Origin of the sequence: Flavobacterium flevense, assembly GCF_900142775.1 — a bacterium.
GTDB lineage: Bacteria > Bacteroidota > Bacteroidia > Flavobacteriales > Flavobacteriaceae > Flavobacterium > Flavobacterium flevense.
In genome coordinates this window covers 59,225-76,314 of sequence record NZ_FRCC01000013.1, presented here as the reverse complement: position 1 = coordinate 76,314, position 17,090 = coordinate 59,225, and the positions used below count along the sequence as shown (strand labels likewise).

Below are 17,090 nucleotides of genomic sequence, written 5' to 3'. Positions count from 1 at the left end.
TGGTCAATTTGAATTGGAAAGTGGTGGTCAGTTTGCTCCGGAACTGGTGGTCAATTTACATTGGAAAGTGGTGGTCAATTTGACCGGTTTTTCCAACTATGCGACCTGTTCAGAATTAGAAATAATTATGCTAAAACTTTTGAAGGTTTTAAAACAAGAATTTTAGGAAAAATAACATTAACATTGATACAGTATATCAATAAATTCATATTTGACAGACCAATAAACAATATTAAAAATCAAACAATTTAATTACGCCCAACGGGTTAAATGAATCGCTTATGAAATTAGATTACACTGATAGCTAATGAGCTTGATTTTAATTGTCTGATTTTTAGTTTGTTTTAAGTCAATACTAATAAAAAGATTTATTAATAAAACAGGTTGTTTTTCTTCTTAAATGGAGTTCAATACAATATTTATGTTTTTTAGTCATTCCAGTGGGTATCAATTACCTTTTGTATATGCGGATATTTTTCGCCGTCTTCTTCACTCAATTCCTTACGTTTTGTAATGAGTTGTTGTTTTAAATTAATTATAATGTTTTTATAAGTAGGGTCTTTGTATGCATTATTCATTTCTTGAGGATCTTTTGATAGGTCATAAAATTCCCAAGCTGCAGGAGTGTGCATGGCAAATTGATTACCCCAACTGGCTTTGTTCCATTGAGCGTTGGGGTTATCAGTATCTACCCAGTATTTTCCATAATAAAAAATGAGTTTATATTGTTTTGTTCTGATACCAAAATGTGCTGGATTTGCATGAGCATGTGCCATGTGCATCCAATATCTGTAATAAGTAGATTTTTGCCAGCCTTTAGGTTCTTTGCCCGTTTCTAAAATATGTTTAAAGCTATGACCTTGCATCTGTTTTGGAGGTGCTCCACCTGCTAATTCAATAAGTGTCGGTGCAAAATCAGTGTTATTTATGATAGCATCAGTTCGAGTACCTGCTTTAATTTTTTCGGGATATCTCACGATAAAAGGCATACGCATCGATTCTTCGTACATCCAACGTTTGTCAATATAATCATGTTCGCCGAGCATAAATCCTTGGTCGGCAGTGTAAACAATTATGGTGTTATCATATAGCCCTTCTTTTTTTAGATATTCAATTAGACGAGCCACATTATCGTCAACTCCTTTTACGCAACGTAGGTAACGTTTTAAGTATTCTTGGTAGGTTTTATGTGTGTACTCTCTGTCACTTAAACCATCAGCTTGGTGTATGTCGAAAGTTGGATTATTTCTTTTTATAAACTCATCACTCCAAATACGCATTCCCATGTTTCTTATGGTGTTTCTTTTCGAAACCGAAGATCCAATGATATGGATTAGAGAATCATTAGATCCACGGGTAGCAATAGAACCATTATTAATATTATCGTATAGACTCGTTGGCTCAGGAATTTCAACATCAGCAAGATAGTTTTTGTAACGGGGTGCATATTCAAAATCGTCATGAGGGGCTTTGAAATGAAAAAACAAAGCAAAAGGCTTTTTTTTCTCTCTTTTATTTTTAAGCCAATTAATAGATAAATCAGTAATAATATCCGAACTATGACCTTTATATTGTTTACCTTCAAAATTTTTATCTTCGGAAAGAGCAAAATGCATTCCCGTTTCTGTAAAAACTGGATCAAAATAAGATCCTTGTTGATGGTGATCAGTTAAAATATTATAATAATCAAAATTAGGCTGAGCTGTTAAGTGCCATTTTCCTACAATAGCAGTTTGGTATCCCAATTTTTTCAACTCTATAGGTAAATATTGTTTATCCATTGGTAATACTCCTTCTAAATCTAACACACCATTAGCTTGGCTATTTTGACCTGAAAAAATGGCGGCTCTGCTAGGGGTGCAAATGGAATTATTCACAAAGCAATTATCAAAAATAATACCTTCGTTCGCAATTTTGTCTAATGTTGGTGTAGGATTAAGAGCTGCCAAACGGCTACCATAAATACCAAATGCTTGTGAGGTATGATCATCAGCCATTATATAAATAATGTTAGGTTGTTTCTGTTCTTTTACGTCTATTTTATTGCTTTTACAAGATAAAACAGAATATAATAGCACACTAATAAGCAAGCTCGTTTTAATTGAAATACTTTTAATCATGTCTGGATGTTTTTTAATAAAGTATAAAATTGATGTTTTTTTATGTTAAAGCTTACCACATATGGTTTTTTTTGAATAAAGCATGATTTATGGGCTTTTATGTCTCTTCAATTTTAATATATTTCTTTTTAAAATCTAGTGGAGTTGAATTTTTGAACTTCTTGAATTGTCTATAGAAAAAAGGTAAACTTTCGTAGCCACATTCAAAAGCGATTTGGTTGACAGCTTTATTAGTTTTAATAAGTTGCTCGCAAACCATATGGATTCTATACTCGTTAACAAACGTAAAGAATGATTTATTTAATGATTTTTTGAAAAATCTACAAAATGCTTCTTGGCTCATAGCAACTTCTGAAGCGACATTGTTAAGTGCTATTTTTTGATCATAATTTTGATGAACATAGGAATAAATAGTATTGATACGATGGTTTATTTTATTGTTTAAATTAGGAGCAAAACCTTCTGAAATTAAATAATCTTGAGTTTTTGTATTTGAAAGCAATTCTAATAAGTTTAGAAAGCGAAATAGTTTTTTTAAAGGTGAATCATTTAAAACCCCAATTAGTTCTTTTGAGATTTCTTTTGAAATTTCAGCATGGAATTTAATACCTCTCGATGATTTTTCTAATAAGTCTTTTATACTTCTGAACTCGTTTTTTTCAAGCCAACCATCTCCCAAGATGTTTTCATTAAACTGCATAACAATCGATTTTACAGGTTTAATATCAGGATTAGTGTTTTTCCAACAATGGGGAAGGTTTGTTCCTAATAAGACTAAATCACCTTCTTCAAAATTTTCAATGCTATTACCTACATAGCGAATCCCTTTTCCCTTTATAATATAGGTCAATTCATATTCAGGATGAAAATGCCAAGGAGCATCGAAATCCTCATTTTCAAACATAAAAGCATGAAATGAGTTGTTATTAGGTATTGGTATTTTTTCGAACTTTGCTTTCATAATCCTAGTATTGGTATTCTATTATGTTTTTTTTTTTTAAATAATATAATTTTTTAGTCAATATAAGCAACTACTATGCTAAAATACATAATTATAACAATATAGATACTTTATAATTTTATCAATGAATTAAAAACTAATTAATAGTCTATGAGTTTATCTTGTAAAGCAGCAATTGCAAAAGGAAATGGTACATTTTCTATAGAAACAATCGTGGTTCAAAATCCTAAAGTAGATGAGGTTTTGGTTGCTATAAAAGCAGCTGGTTTGTGTCATACTGACCACGATTCATTGCATTGGGGAAAACCCATAGTAATGGGACATGAAGGTGCTGGTATTGTAACTGCTATAGGTACAGATATAAAAAGTGTCAAAATAGGTGATGCCGTGATTTTGAATTGGGCAACTCCTTGCGGAGCTTGTTTTCAATGTAAAAATGAAAATGAACACATCTGCGAAAATAACTCTCCTGTAGTTGCAGGTGGAAATGGTTATACTAATGGTCATGCTCATATTGAAGGAACAACTTTAAATGGAACTCCAATAGAGCGTTCTTTTAATATTGGAACACTTTCAGAATTTACTTTGGTTAAGGAATCAGCGGTAGTTAAAAACCCTATTCAGAATATGTCTTTTAGTGCAGCTAGTATTGTGAGTTGTGGTGTTATGACGGGTTTTGGTTCAGCGGTTAATACAGCTCAAGTAACTGAGAATTCTAGTGCAGTAGTTTTAGGTACTGGTGGTGTAGGATTGAATGTTATTCAAGGAATAAAAGTTTCAAAAGCCTCGAAAATCATTGCTGTTGACATCAACCAAACAAGGTTAGATATGGCGGTAGAATTTGGTGCAACCCATACTGTTTTAGCCGATAAGGATGATAAAGGATTATTGAAAGCTGCCCAAAAGGTAAAAGAAATGACCGATGGGAGAGGAGCTGATTATGCTTTTGAGTGTACTGCAATACCAGCCTTAGGTGCAGCACCTTTGGCAATGATTAGAAATGCTGGAACAGCTGTACAAGTTAGTGGTATTGAGCAAGAAGTACTTATTGATATGTCCTTATTTGAATGGGACAAAAAATACATCAACCCTTTGTATGGGAAATGTAACCCTCAAAAGGATTTTCCTAAAATCATAGAGTATTATAAGAATGGGGAAATCATGTTAGACGAAATGATTACAAGAACGTATTCCTTAAATCATTTACAAGACGCATTGGACGATATGTTGTCAGGTAAAAATGCTAAAGGAGTAATAGTTTTCGAATAATAAAAAAATTAAAATATGAACATTAAATACATCATTTGTCTTTTCGTACTAATTACTACTTTAACTGTTTCAGCACAAGAAATTGAACTGTTGAAAAAATGGAAATATACGAGTTACGATTATGGGAATGCACAAGCTATCAATTTTAATGATGATAATTGGGAGTCGGTAACTGTTCCACACGATTGGGCCGTAAAAGAAGATTTCAATTATACACATGATGTGCAATTGACAATGGTAATTCAGGATGGTGAAAACAAGCCAGACTATCGAACCGGAAGATCTGGAGCCTTACCTTATGTTGGAATTGGTTGGTATAGATCAAATTATACAGCTTCAGCAAACGAGTTAGCAGAAAAAGTACAATTACTTTTTGACGGTGCAATGAGTAATGCAAAAGTGTATGTAAATGGACAATATATAGGAGAGCGACCATCTGGATATAATTCTTTTTATTTTGACATAACTAAGTTTTTAAAAGAAGGAAATAACATTATTGCGGTTCGATTAGAAAATTTCAATAGTCAATCGCGTTGGTATCCTGGAGCAGGTTTGTACCGAAAAGTATCAGTAATAAAAACGAATAAAACCCATGTAAAAATGTGGGGTACATTTATTACAACTCCAACGGTTTCAACAAAAAATGCTGAGGTTCATGCTGAGGTTGAAATTATTGGGAATGGAAATTATACTGTGGTTAATGAAGTTCTGAATCCAAAAGGCGTTTCAGTAGCTAAAAAATCGCAAGAAATTAAGGTTAATGGTGAAGTTAAATTAAAGGAAGATTTCAAAATATCAAAACCTAACTTGTGGGGAATAACTACTCCTAATTTATATACGTTAAAAACATCAATTTTAAAAGATGGCAAAGTAATTAATGGTCATACTTCAACCTTTGGAATTCGCAAAATTCGTTTTGAATTGGATGGGTTTTATTTAAATAACGAAAAAATTCGATTTAAAGGGGTGAATATGCATCACGATTTTGGTCCAGTTGGAGCAGCATTTCATAAAGAATTGTTTGTGCGTCAAATGATAAAAATGAAAGAAATGGGTGTGAATGCAATTCGTTTTTCACACAATCCGCCAGCTCCTGAAGCATTGGATATTTGTGATGAAATGGGAGTTTTAGCAATTGATGAAGCTTTTGATGAATGGCAAATAGGAAAGGTATTAAACGGTTATTCAAAGCATTTTGACTTATGGGCCAAACAAGATTTGACCGATATGATTTTACGTGATAGAAACCACCCAAGTATTATAATGTGGAGTATTGGTAATGAAATTATGGAGCAGTATAAACACGATCCTAACCATATTACCAAATTCTTAAATGATATTGTGAAGTCAATAGATACTACTCGAGCTACTACAGCAGGGTTCAATTCATCGACCAATGCTTTAGAAAGCGGTATGGCTTCAACGGTAGATGTTGCAGGTTTCAATTATAAACCAGGTATTTATCATAAAATTAGAGAGACTTATCCAAATCTAAAATTCTACGCAAGCGAAACAGGAGGTTCAGTAAGTACACGAAATTCATATAAATTTCCAGTAACTTTTGATACTGAACAAACAGCAAGAGGGACTTCATTGAATCAAGTTATTTATCCAGATGGACAACCAGGTAATTACGAAAATACGAATGTACCATGGGGATATCCACCATTTAAGGAGTTTGCGGCTTTAGAGTATAATGATTTTGTTTATGGTGAATTTGTATGGACGGGATATGATTATTTAGGAGAGCCTTCGCCATATCATAACGCACAAGCAAGAAGTTCTTATTTTGCGCCAGTGGATATGGTTGGGTTAGAAAAAGATAAATTTCACTTGTATAAAAGTGAATGGAACACTACCGAAAAAGTATTACACGTTTTTCCACATTGGAACTTGCCTGAAATGAAAGGCACGGAATTACCAGTCGTTTGTTATACTAATTATGACAAAGCAGAACTATTTGTAAACGGGAAAAGTTTTGGAATCAAAACAAAAGTAAAACCTGTTATTCCTGATTTTTTAGCAGATACGATCATTAAAGAGGCTTCAGGAGGAACAACAATGGCACAATTAAAGGCTTATGCAATTGTTTGGGAGAATGTTGTTTATGAACCTGGAGAGATAAAAGTTGTAGCGTATAATACTAAAAATAAAAAGATGGCAGAAACTAAAAGAGTAACTGCAGGAGCACCTTTTGCATTAAAAATTGAGCCGGAATTAAATTCAATCACTTTAGGTGAAGTTGGGGTTTATATAGTTTCTGTAGTGGATGAAAAAGGTAATTTATGTCCAACTTTTAATGAGAATATGAATATTGAGGTAAGTGGAGCGGCTGAGTTTTTGGCATCAGGAAACGGTGATCCAACCAATTTACAAAATCTTTCAAAACCGCAACGAAAATTATTTAACGGACAGGCTGTTATTTATGTGCAATCTACTGAATTTGGAAATATCATTATTAAAACTTCAACTTCAAAATTGAACACAACTAATAATTTATTAATTGTAAAATAAACCAAATGACATCCAAGTTTAAAACAACTGAAATATCAAATCCTAAATTCGAGAGTAATAATTTACGCTTTATTACTGTTAAGACCCCAAATTTAATAGGACGAGGAGATATTTGCGTCTTCGTACCACCTTTTGAGAATTTAAAGGATGTGCCTATAGTTAGTTTGTTACATGGCGTATATGGCAGTGCATGGATATGGGCACACAAAGCAGGTGTCCATTTTACAGCTTTAAAAATGATGGAACTAGGACTTATAAAACCTATGGTCTTGGCCATGCCATCAGATGGTTTATGGGGTGATGGATCGGCATATATTTCCAACACTACTATGGACTTTGAACGTTGGATTGTGGAGGATGTGATAGATGCCGTGATTGAAAATATTGCTATTACAAGTGAACATTCACCACTTTTTATCGCAGGATTATCTATGGGAGGTTTTGGTGCTTTACGTTTAGGCGTGAAATATCATAATAAGTATTCAGCTATTTCAGGACATTCTTCCATTACTAATATTGATCAAATGGAATTATTTGTAGAAGAAGAACTGGCAGTGTATTCAGATGAAAACAAAGAAGAGCTATGCATTTATGATTTGATTTTAAAGTATAAAGATACACTTCCACCGTTACGATTTGACTGTGGAATTGAAGATGAATTAATTGAGTATAACAGAGCATTACATCAACAGTTAGAATCATCTAAGATACCGCATATTTATCAAGAGTTTAGTGGTAAACATGAATGGTCTTATTGGGAAGAACACATAAAAGGCAGTTTACTGTTTTTTAATCAATTATAAATTAATCAAAAAAAGTTATGACAGCAATTAAAGATTTATCACAAGAACACCAATTAGTTTCCAACTTTTTCAGATGGCCAGAATCAGAGGCCGAATGGGAACAATATAAATTAAGCCAAGATCAGATTGATTTTTTCCATGAGAATGGTTACCTCGCTAATATCAAACTTTTAGAAGAATGGCAAGTAGATCAGTTAAATGAGGAGTTGGCTCAAATTCAAGACCCAAATCATCCAGCTCATCATTTATTTTATGAATTTCATTCTAATGAATCTACAGATCCCAACAAAGCTATTTTCCATTCTTTAGGACATTGGCGTATTACACCAGGATTTCACGATGTGAATTGGAATCCAGCATTTGTTATGGCTGCTAGCCAACTGTTAGATGATAAATCGGTTCGTTTTTGGCATGATCAATTATTTTGCAAACCAGCAAGACACGGTGGAGTAGTTGCTTGGCATCAAGATTACTCTTATTGGACACGTACTATAAAAATGCAACATCTAACATGCTGGACAGGTCTTGATGATGCTAACAAAAGTAATGGTTGTTTGCATTATATTCCTAAAAGTCATAGGTGGGGACTTTTGGAAAAACCCGTTTTAACAGGGCCTATGGATGAATTTAAGAACTATTTGACTGATGCCCAAAAAGAAGAATTTAAAAATCAAGTACCTATTGAAATGAAAAAGGGTTATGCTAGTTTTCATCATCCATTGATGGTTCATGGATCTTATGAAAACAGTTCTGAGTTTTCAAGACGTGCTTTTGTATTGAATGTATTTGCTGATGGTACGGTTTCTAATTCTGATGAAGCTCTTTTGAAAGGAGTGCCACCAATACCTAAAGGTGATAAAATGGAAGGACAATTTTTTCCATTGCTTTTTGAAAGAAAATAAATTTAAAGTTTATTTAGACCTGAAAAGTGATACAGGATTAATGAAAGAATAAAAATATAATTTTTAAACAGTAGTAAGTTCAGATTTACTACTGTTTTTTTTGTTTTACAAATTCTTCATTTTTTGTTTAGAGAGTGCATTTTATTTGTTGTAAACATATAATTTGAATAATAAAGTCTGATTGAATATAGATACAATAACTTCTTTTACAACTTTTCATGATTTCGGCTTTTTGATTGTATTTGTTAATCCTAAAGCAATTAATCCTTTCTACAACGTTATTTGCATAAGTATCTGATACTTCAACAACCTTATTATTCCTAGTTGTATTTAGGAAATGTTAACTTTTATGTTGTAATGTTTCTATTTAATTGATTTGTTGATGTCTTGAATAATTTGAACAGTTATTACCTGGGAAAGAATACTTGTTTTAAATCCTACAAGACTTTTTGTATAGTTAAGTTTAATTATAAACTGCTCACGTAATATTGAAAATAGGACTTCATTTTTTTTGAGTTTCTTAGTAAATAAAACTTTAAATATTTTTATTAGTTTACAAAATATAAGGGCTTTCGGCCCCTTGTCAAAAAAAGCTCAGCACTTTTTCAGTTCATAGCGGTTTAGTTATTTTCTAATTTCCAAGTTCTTATCCAATCAATTTTCATTGTATTTATAGTATTGTTACTTAAATCAGATTTAAGAGGAAGACCTCCAAGCCAACTGGCATCTGAAGTCCATAAATCAAAAATGATTTCTAAATCTCTTGTAAACTCACGATTAGCATAAGTTTGTCCATTTCGGTCTTTACCTACGACAACACTGCCAGCAGGTTCTCCGTCTAGATAAAATTGAATATTCTTAGAGTCTTTCCACCAAACTCCAAAAGTATGATAATCTTCATTCCATTTTATGCCTTTGGATGGATTGATAGCTAATAATTTACTTTGATTAAAATTAGCAGCATTTCTAATCTCAATAGGACTCAAAGTCGAATTGGCGTGAAAATATTGTGAATTCATTTGTAGGGGGAAATCAGGTTGACAACCACAAGAAGGGTTTGAATTGTTTTCAATAATATCTATTTCGTCTCTATTATTAGAATCCCCATTGTTTAACCAATAGGTGTTAAAAGCAGAAATATGAGCTGTTTTTATCCTCGCTTCGGTGCACATTGGATAACTAATCTTGGTTTTTGAGTGTATTCTTGCTGTTTGAAACCATCTCCCATCTGGGTTACTCTCGTTTAATGTTGCTTTTATCCATAAATTTCCATCAGTTACACCAGAATTAACATTAGATGTAGTCATAAAAACAGGAACACCATAGTTCCAAGTTGACTTAAACCATTTAGCAGTATCAAATGATGTATTAAATTCATCTGACATGTTTTCTTGTTTTACCCATTTCTTACCTGTAGGAGTAGTGTTAATGATGGAAACAAAAGAAGGGAAGTTTGGATCTATATTTTTAAAATCTTCAGCAGTAGGATTTTTATCAATTGGGTTTATGGTATCATTTTCTCTATTTGTACTGCTACAACTCCCTAATGTTAGAAAAACAGAGAGTCCGATTAGTAAATGTTTTTTTTGTTTTGAAAATTGTCGCTTTAAAATCATTATGTAAGTTTAATTTTATTTAGTAAGAGTTGTTTTTTTGAGTTTAAATGAAAATAACTCTGTTTAAGGTGTAACAGGGTTATTAAAGTTTTTTAATGAATTACTTATTCTTTGATAAGTTTTTCCAGTATCAGCATCAATAGCAATTATATAATCTAGAATCCGCATTAGAAATCTACAACAAATATATTCTTTGTCATAAAGTCTAATGCAGATTTTGGCTTTAATTATTAAAATTGAATTATTTAGTTTAGAAATTAAAAAAAGAAATTCTATCGTATAAAATGTTCTTTTTATATTCTAACTAATTCAAAACAATCTTTAAGGTCTTAATTTGGCTTCAGTAACAATAATATCATCTAAATAAAATTTAAATGCACTAGGGTTATTTTGATTATCACCTCTAATCATAAAATTGTAATCAGCTGTAATTGTAATTTTAATTAAAGTAGAACTATATACCCATCTCCCGATCTCAAAGTTAGCAATAAAAGCAGGATTAGGTCCTACAGACCAATCAGTATTTGGATTGATATAAAATCTTAAATCAGGTGCAGATGTTGAAGGATTATTTCCTAAACTTACAACATATGACCAAGACCCCACTTCGTAAGTTTTTCCTGCAACTAAATTAAATTTCACGAGTGCTCCAGAACCATCTTTATGTCCCATAATCATGCCTCCATTTGGTTGCATTTCGATATAAGCACTTTTGCTTCCAGAATGGGCTTTAGCACCTGAAATTTGTAACGTATATTTATCCCATGGAGATCCCCAAAATAAATACCCCCAGTTTGCAGAAGTGGAGTTTTCAAATCCTGAATCGTAAGTTGAAGTTGTTTTAAGGAGGTTAGTCCCAACAAAACTCACTGGAATATTGCTAAAAGAACTTGCCGCTACAGCGTCAGTAGTAGCTAGTGTACCTTTAGTATATGAAATGATTACTTTATCATCATTATACAACGTTTGTCCGTTTAATTCCACAAGAACAATATTACCTTCTGCTGGATTAATAGAGAGTGATTTGATTATTGATGGCAAAGTCGTTCCTTTATTAGTAAGACCTACTGAGAATTCAGAAGTATTTAAAGTAGTCGGTTCCATTTCTCTACTGAAATTCAAAGCTATTTTTCCGTTAACAACCTGAGCTCCATCTAGTGTTACAGGATCTGTAGATGGAATAACTTTTACAAAATCAGTAAATGTTACAGTTGCACTTCCTGCTGGTCTTGGTGTATTAGCATTAATACTAAAACCGTAAGTTCCTAATTTTTTATATTTAACATCTAATATTTTGGTATCTACAGTTGATGTTACTGGGTCTCCACCTTCCATTGTCCAAAGGAATTTTTGAGGTTCTCCAATAGTTGTAATCTTATATCTAATTAATCTACCTGCAATTAATTCATTTTCAGCTCCATTAGCAATAACTAATGCTGCGCCATCTGTTCCGTCAGGATTTACATAGTATGCTTTAACATCAATTTCAATTTCAGGAAGAACTGTTATAACTATAGTCGTATCTAAAATTTTACCTAATTTATTTGTTTGTTGTAAATCATAAGCATCCTCTTTAAATACTTGATGTAATTTTACATCATGTACTCCTACTACATTAAAGATTGCTTTAACATTAGCAGTGGTGACAGTTACATCATTATCAGAGTCAACAATATCAGCAACTCCTTCAGGAAAAGTCCATAACCTAGATTCTACTCCTGAAGAAAGATCGCCAAGAGTTATACTAGTTCCTACTCTAATCGTGTTAGCAAAATTCATTTGAGATGTACCAATAATTCGGCTATTGGCTTCATTTAAATTAATTGCATCATATATATCACTACAGGAATGCAAACCAAAGATGGTTATACAAACAGCTACTATTATTTTAAAATTTGTTTTCATATTTTTTAAATTAAATTAAGTTTATCTACAATCCTGTATTGGTTTGTAATTCAGGTGCAGGGATTGGAAAATAATCATGAATTGAAGCATTATAATTAGTTATCCCAGCTAATGCAAGTAAATTAACTGCTCCTTCAATATTAAGTGGAGCTTTCCCTACAATTGAACCAAAATTATCTTTTCTCCAGTTTAAATCAGAACCTAAGGTTGTAAACACATTTTTTATAATTCCCCAACGTACTAAATCATTCCATCTAACATTTTCAAAACAAAGTTCCAAAGGTCTTTCAACCATTTGAATATGCGTCATTATATTCTCCTTAGTAGGGGTTACTATAGGTTGAGTAGTATACCTTTGTTTACTGATATGTAGCTGAGGAAAGGTATTACTATTAGCCGTTAAATATTGCCTTATCGTTTTAACACCTGCTCTTGCTCTTACTAAATCAATGTATTTTATTGCTTCATCAACATCTGACGTAGCATTCAAGACAGCTTCAGCATACATCAAATAAACATCAGCCAAACGAATATGCCTAAAGTTAATACCACTTCTATTCAATGGGATTTCAGAAGTTCCTTGATACCAGTTAGTATATTTTTTAACTAAAGCAGTCAACCCTAATCCTCTATAAGTATGTACTTGTTGACTTGTATTAGTTACTCCAAAATAAGTTCCTTCAAAATCCTTAGGACTGATAGAAGCACTAAGTCTTCTGGAATGTAGGTTTGAACTGTTAATAGGGTTTGTTGTATCAACTTCATCACTTAGAAATAATTCATGGAGGTGATAATTGCTCACTACTGTATTATATCCTCCAAATCCTCCAATGGAAGCATATTGAGCAGCAACATCATTCGCTTCAGCTCCAGAAGCATATGGAGTATCATCAACATTGCTTCCATTTGCACCAGGATTAGCTGTTGAACTATACGCTACTTCTAAAATAGATTCTGAATTATGCTCATTTTGATCCGTAAAATTATCAAGAATGTTTGGTGTTAAAGAATATATTTTTGAATCAATAACCTCTTTGAATTCAGCTGCCGCTTGTGGCCATTTTTTATTATATAAATATACTTTACCTAATAATGAAGTTGCACTTCCCCATGTCACTCTTCCAATGTCATTTCCTAACCAATTTGTAGGTAAATTTGCTTTGGCATAGTTCAAATCTGGAATAATCACTTCAGCATTAATTTCGTCAATTGAACTCAGTTTTTTATTAAAATCAGTTGTAGAAACTTCAGTCCTTATAACTGCTTTACCATAAGTGTGTGCTAATTTAAAATAAAAGAAAGCTCTTAAAAAACGGGCTTGTGCTAGTATAGTTTCTTTTTCTTTTGGAGCAAATGCAGAAGCATCAACTTTATCCATTTGGTTAATTACTTGATTAGCTCTAAAAATCCCAATATACAATTGATTCCACTTTCCTACTACTTGTGGTGAATTATCGGTATACGTCAATTGCCGGTATGCAAGAGGTCTAAAAAAAGAATAAGTGTCTGCTATATCAGCACGTACTTCTTCTTCTGGTAAGCCACTACCACTAATTGCTTGAAACTGCATAGCTGCATAAACTGTTGTTAAAGCACTATTAAACTGTGTAGATGTTTTCCAGAAAGTAGACTCGGTGACTGAATTTGGATTATCAACTGTTAGAAAATCTTTCTCGTCACAACTAGAAAGAAATAAGATAGAGCAAGTCATAAATATAATGGACATTGCTTTGGGTTTTATATTATATTGTATCATAGTTTTACTTTTTACTTTTTAAAATTTAACTTGAGCCCCTAGAACAAATCTTCTAGCGACTGGATAATTTCCACTATCTACACCTCTAGTACTTATTCCATTACCACCAACTTCTGGGTCATATCCAGTATATTTGGTAAATGTGAAAGGATTAAATCCTGTTAAATAGAGTCTAATCTTTCCTATACCATATTTTTCAATAAGGTTTTTAGGCAATGAATATCCTAAAGTGATGTTTCGAATTCTTAGGTAAGTACCATCTTCTAACCAATAATCAGATCTAGCTCTAACACTCTCACTAATACTACTATTTTTATAACTTGGAATATCTGATGTTGGGTTTTGAGGCGACCATTGGCTATATTGATCTAAATGTCTTCCTTGAGCATATGCATAAAAACGCGCTCCATTGAATAGCTCAGCACCGTAAGATAAATACGATTGAACTGATAAGTCAAAGTTTTTATAGTTTAAATCAATATTTAATCCCGCTTCAAAATCCGCTTGTCCTGAACCTGAATACACACGGTCATTTTCATCGATTTTATTGTTGCCATCAGCATCTGCATAACGTAAATCCCCTTTTTGAGCATTTGGATTTATCTTTTGGTATTCTGTTAATTCATCATCCGTTTTAATGACTCCCTCATTCTTTATTAAAAAGAAAGCTCCTGCTTCATGTCCAACCGCAAAAAAAGTTGTTTGATCAATCGCATTACTTAACGTAACTGTTGGTCGTCCATTAGGAAAACCTCTATCTATACCGTTTAAATCAACTACTTCATTTACGTTTTTTGTAAAAGTTCCAGAAATATCATATTTAAAACCATTTTTTAGTTGATTGCGATAAGCTAATGCGATTTCAATTCCTTTATTAGTCATTTTACCTGCATTAACATAAATTGGATTGTAAGTTCCTTCAGCATTTGGTTGTGTCGTTCCTCCTGAAGGTGGTGTTTGGAAAGGTAATAACATGTCTTTTTTATCATTACTGTATATATCAGCATTGAATGTTAACTTGTTGTCGAACATCGCTAAATCAATACCTATATTTTTTGAAGTACTTGTTTCCCATTTTAAATTAGGATTTGAATACCTTCTTTGTATTAATCCAGAAGATAGAACTTCATTTGGTCCAAATAAATAATTAACTCCCGTTTCTAATTGAGTTGCTGCAGAAAAAGGAGGTATATCTTGATTACCCAATTGTGCATAACTAGCTCTCAATTTCAAACTTCTAATTGAATTTTTAAGGAATGAGTTTTTAAAGAAGTCTTCCTCGGAAATATTCCAACCAGCTGATAACGAAGGAAAAGTGGCATAACGATTATTTAGGAATTTTGAAGAGCCATCTCTACGAATACTAGCAGAGAATAAATAACGTTCATCATAATTGTATTGAATTCTTCCTAATAATCCCGCTAAGGTATATTTATTAACAAAGCTTGAAGGAGTTCTAGACTCTTGTCCTTGTCCTATTTCTTGTGTTTCATTAGTAGGAAAACCAATAGCTCCAATAGAGAATTGTTTGGATTCAAATTCTTCATAAGAAGACACTGCAGTAGCTGTGACTTTGTGATTACCAAAATTTATATTATAGTTCAACATATTTTCAATCACATTTCTTTCACTGAAACTATAATCTTCTTGCAATTGGGCTTGAAGTGTTGAAGCAGTAGCATTCAATTTTCCATCTAATCCATATATTAAAAAAGTAGGAATAAAGAATTTTCTCTTATAATCGTATTTGTTTCTACTTAAATTGATCTTGTATGAAAGCCCTTTTATAAACTCATATTCTAAATTTAATGCGATATTAGAAGAAGATACTTTTCTATCATCAATATTTTGCAATTGCTTCGCTAAATACCCAAAGTAGATGGTATTGTCTACAGGAATATTGACAACATTGTCACCACTTACATTTAAATCTGATAATGGCAATTGCCACGGATTTTGACCAATACTATATTCGTATAAACCCCAAGGTTCTTGTTCACGATTTTCATCCGTTAATCCAATTGTAGCAAATGCTTTAAATTTTCCTTTAGTAAATTGTGCATTCAATCTAGAACTCAATCGATCAAATCCTGAATTAATTAAAACACCATCTTGATTAAAATAACTAGTGTTAAAGTTTAATGATAAATCATTTGTTCCTCCAGAAATTCCAAGATTGTAATTTTTAATAATTGCATTATTGTTTTGAACATCTTTTACAAATTTTGTATCATAGTCTAATAACTCAGGTGTTGTAATGAAATACCCAGGAAGATTCCCCGCATTTAATAATGATTCCACTGTAAAATCAGCAAACAATTGCTGCTGCGTATTCATCAATGGAGTTCCTGAAGTAATATTCTGTATTCCTATATATGATGATAAATCAACTGAAACATTTCCTTTCTTACCTCTTTTAGTAGTAATTAAAATTACCCCATTTGAAGCTCTTACTCCATAAATTGCTGCTGCGGCACCATCCTTTAAGATGTCCATGGTTTCCACTTGATCAGGCGCAATATTAGGATTGGATTCATAAGGAACACCATCAACTACATATAAAGGTTCTAATTTCCCTAATAATGACCCAACTCCCCTAATTTGAATATTAGCAGCTTCTCCTGGTCGACCACTTGCGGCTTGCACATTCACACCCGCAACACGTCCCTGAATTGACTCACTGATGTCAGAAACGGGAGCACGATCAATAATATCTGACTTTACTTGAACAACTGCTCCTGTAACTTCTTTTACTTTCTGTTTTCCGTAACCCACATTAATAACAACTTCTTCAAGCATTTTAGACTCCGTAATTAGTTTGATGTTAATCGTAGTAGTTGCCCCAACAACTTTCTTTTGAGATTTAAACCCAATATAAGAGAAAGTCAAAATATCAGTATCTTTAGCCGTTATAGTGTATTTTCCATCAATATCAGTAATACTTCCTTTTGCACTACTATTGACTATTATCGTAACTCCTGGTAGTGGAAAGCCGGTATCATCTTTGACTTGGCCTGTAACTTTTTTTTGTGCATTCATGACACAAAAACTTAAGAGAAAAAACATTATAGGTAACGTTTTTTCCCAAAATCCATTCTTTTTTTTCATAAAACAATTTTGAATTGGTTAATTAATTTGATTTTAGTTAGTTGTTAAAAATTCATTATAAAGCTATTTTTTTTCATATAATAAATTTTTAACAAGGCTAAATTATGTTTTTAGCACTTAATGTTATGAAACAACA

General features: G+C 32.4%; 10 protein-coding genes and 1 pseudogene. 5 read left to right on the top strand and 6 right to left on the bottom strand.

The window, feature by feature from the left end:
- Positions 1 to 87 precede the first annotated feature (87 nt).
- Positions 88 to 252, top strand: a pseudogene (locus BUB89_RS16425) (IS982 family transposase); the annotation flags it as partial.
- A 176-nt stretch (positions 253 to 428) separates the two neighbouring features.
- Here the strand turns inward: BUB89_RS16425 and BUB89_RS16420 are convergent.
- Both BUB89_RS16420 and BUB89_RS16415 read right to left on the bottom strand, forming a co-directional pair.
- Positions 429 to 1,997, bottom strand: coding sequence for a sulfatase family protein (locus BUB89_RS16420; RefSeq protein WP_234982683.1), 1,569 nt, complete (start codon positions 1,995 to 1,997; stop codon positions 429 to 431).
- Between the two features lie 220 nt (positions 1,998 to 2,217).
- Positions 2,218 to 3,081, bottom strand: coding sequence for an AraC family transcriptional regulator (locus BUB89_RS16415; RefSeq protein ID WP_073247045.1), 864 nt, complete (start codon positions 3,079 to 3,081; stop codon positions 2,218 to 2,220).
- A gap of 150 nt (positions 3,082 to 3,231) precedes the next feature.
- Between BUB89_RS16415 and BUB89_RS16410 the strand changes: the two genes are divergently transcribed.
- From BUB89_RS16410 to BUB89_RS16395, 4 genes are read left to right on the top strand one after another with little or no spacing between them, the layout of a single operon-like run.
- On the top strand, positions 3,232 to 4,350 hold the full coding sequence (locus BUB89_RS16410) for a Zn-dependent alcohol dehydrogenase (RefSeq protein ID WP_073247043.1): 1,119 nt from the start codon (positions 3,232 to 3,234) through the stop codon (positions 4,348 to 4,350).
- A 15-nt stretch (positions 4,351 to 4,365) separates the two neighbouring features.
- Positions 4,366 to 6,864: a glycoside hydrolase family 2 TIM barrel-domain containing protein gene (locus BUB89_RS16405; protein WP_073247041.1), complete on the top strand. Its 2,499-nt coding sequence runs from the start codon at positions 4,366 to 4,368 to the stop codon at positions 6,862 to 6,864.
- A gap of 5 nt (positions 6,865 to 6,869) precedes the next feature.
- Positions 6,870 to 7,667, top strand: a complete 798-nt coding sequence (locus BUB89_RS16400) for an alpha/beta hydrolase (protein WP_073247039.1) — start codon at positions 6,870 to 6,872, stop codon at positions 7,665 to 7,667.
- 17 nt (positions 7,668 to 7,684) lie between these two features.
- Positions 7,685 to 8,569 carry a phytanoyl-CoA dioxygenase family protein gene (locus BUB89_RS16395; RefSeq protein WP_073247037.1) on the top strand — a complete coding sequence of 295 codons (885 nt, stop codon included), beginning with the start codon at positions 7,685 to 7,687 and terminating at the stop codon, positions 8,567 to 8,569.
- Positions 8,570 to 9,189: 620 nt separating this feature from the next.
- Here the strand turns inward: BUB89_RS16395 and BUB89_RS16390 are convergent.
- From BUB89_RS16390 to BUB89_RS16375, 4 genes are all read right to left on the bottom strand, one after another.
- Positions 9,190 to 10,185 (bottom strand): LamG domain-containing protein, encoded by a 996-nt coding sequence (locus BUB89_RS16390; RefSeq protein ID WP_073247035.1) that lies wholly within the window; start codon positions 10,183 to 10,185, stop codon positions 9,190 to 9,192.
- A 321-nt stretch (positions 10,186 to 10,506) separates the two neighbouring features.
- Positions 10,507 to 12,090, bottom strand: a complete 1,584-nt coding sequence (locus BUB89_RS16385) for a hypothetical protein (protein WP_073247033.1) — start codon at positions 12,088 to 12,090, stop codon at positions 10,507 to 10,509.
- A 25-nt stretch (positions 12,091 to 12,115) separates the two neighbouring features.
- On the bottom strand, positions 12,116 to 13,846 hold the full coding sequence (locus BUB89_RS16380) for a RagB/SusD family nutrient uptake outer membrane protein (RefSeq protein ID WP_073247031.1): 1,731 nt from the start codon (positions 13,844 to 13,846) through the stop codon (positions 12,116 to 12,118).
- 18 nt (positions 13,847 to 13,864) lie between these two features.
- Positions 13,865 to 16,954 carry a SusC/RagA family TonB-linked outer membrane protein gene (locus BUB89_RS16375; RefSeq protein WP_073247029.1) on the bottom strand — a complete coding sequence of 1,030 codons (3,090 nt, stop codon included), beginning with the start codon at positions 16,952 to 16,954 and terminating at the stop codon, positions 13,865 to 13,867.
- Between the last annotated feature and the right edge of the window lie 136 nt (positions 16,955 to 17,090).

Bases quoted from the DNA above. Each gene is read 5' to 3' on its own strand.
- BUB89_RS16420 (WP_234982683.1), bottom strand. From the start codon at position 1,997: ATGGCTGATGATCATACCTCACAAGCATTTGGTATTTATGGTAGCCGT.
- BUB89_RS16415 (WP_073247045.1), bottom strand. From the start codon at position 3,081: ATGAAAGCAAAGTTCGAAAAAATACCAATACCTAATAACAACTCATTT.
- BUB89_RS16410 (WP_073247043.1), top strand. From the start codon at position 3,232: ATGAGTTTATCTTGTAAAGCAGCAATTGCAAAAGGAAATGGTACATTT.
- BUB89_RS16405 (WP_073247041.1), top strand. From the start codon at position 4,366: ATGAACATTAAATACATCATTTGTCTTTTCGTACTAATTACTACTTTA.
- BUB89_RS16400 (WP_073247039.1), top strand. From the start codon at position 6,870: ATGACATCCAAGTTTAAAACAACTGAAATATCAAATCCTAAATTCGAG.
- BUB89_RS16395 (WP_073247037.1), top strand. From the start codon at position 7,685: ATGACAGCAATTAAAGATTTATCACAAGAACACCAATTAGTTTCCAAC.
- BUB89_RS16390 (WP_073247035.1), bottom strand. From the start codon at position 10,185: ATGATTTTAAAGCGACAATTTTCAAAACAAAAAAAACATTTACTAATC.
- BUB89_RS16385 (WP_073247033.1), bottom strand. From the start codon at position 12,090: ATGAAAACAAATTTTAAAATAATAGTAGCTGTTTGTATAACCATCTTT.
- BUB89_RS16380 (WP_073247031.1), bottom strand. From the start codon at position 13,846: ATGATACAATATAATATAAAACCCAAAGCAATGTCCATTATATTTATG.
- BUB89_RS16375 (WP_073247029.1), bottom strand. From the start codon at position 16,954: ATGAAAAAAAAGAATGGATTTTGGGAAAAAACGTTACCTATAATGTTT.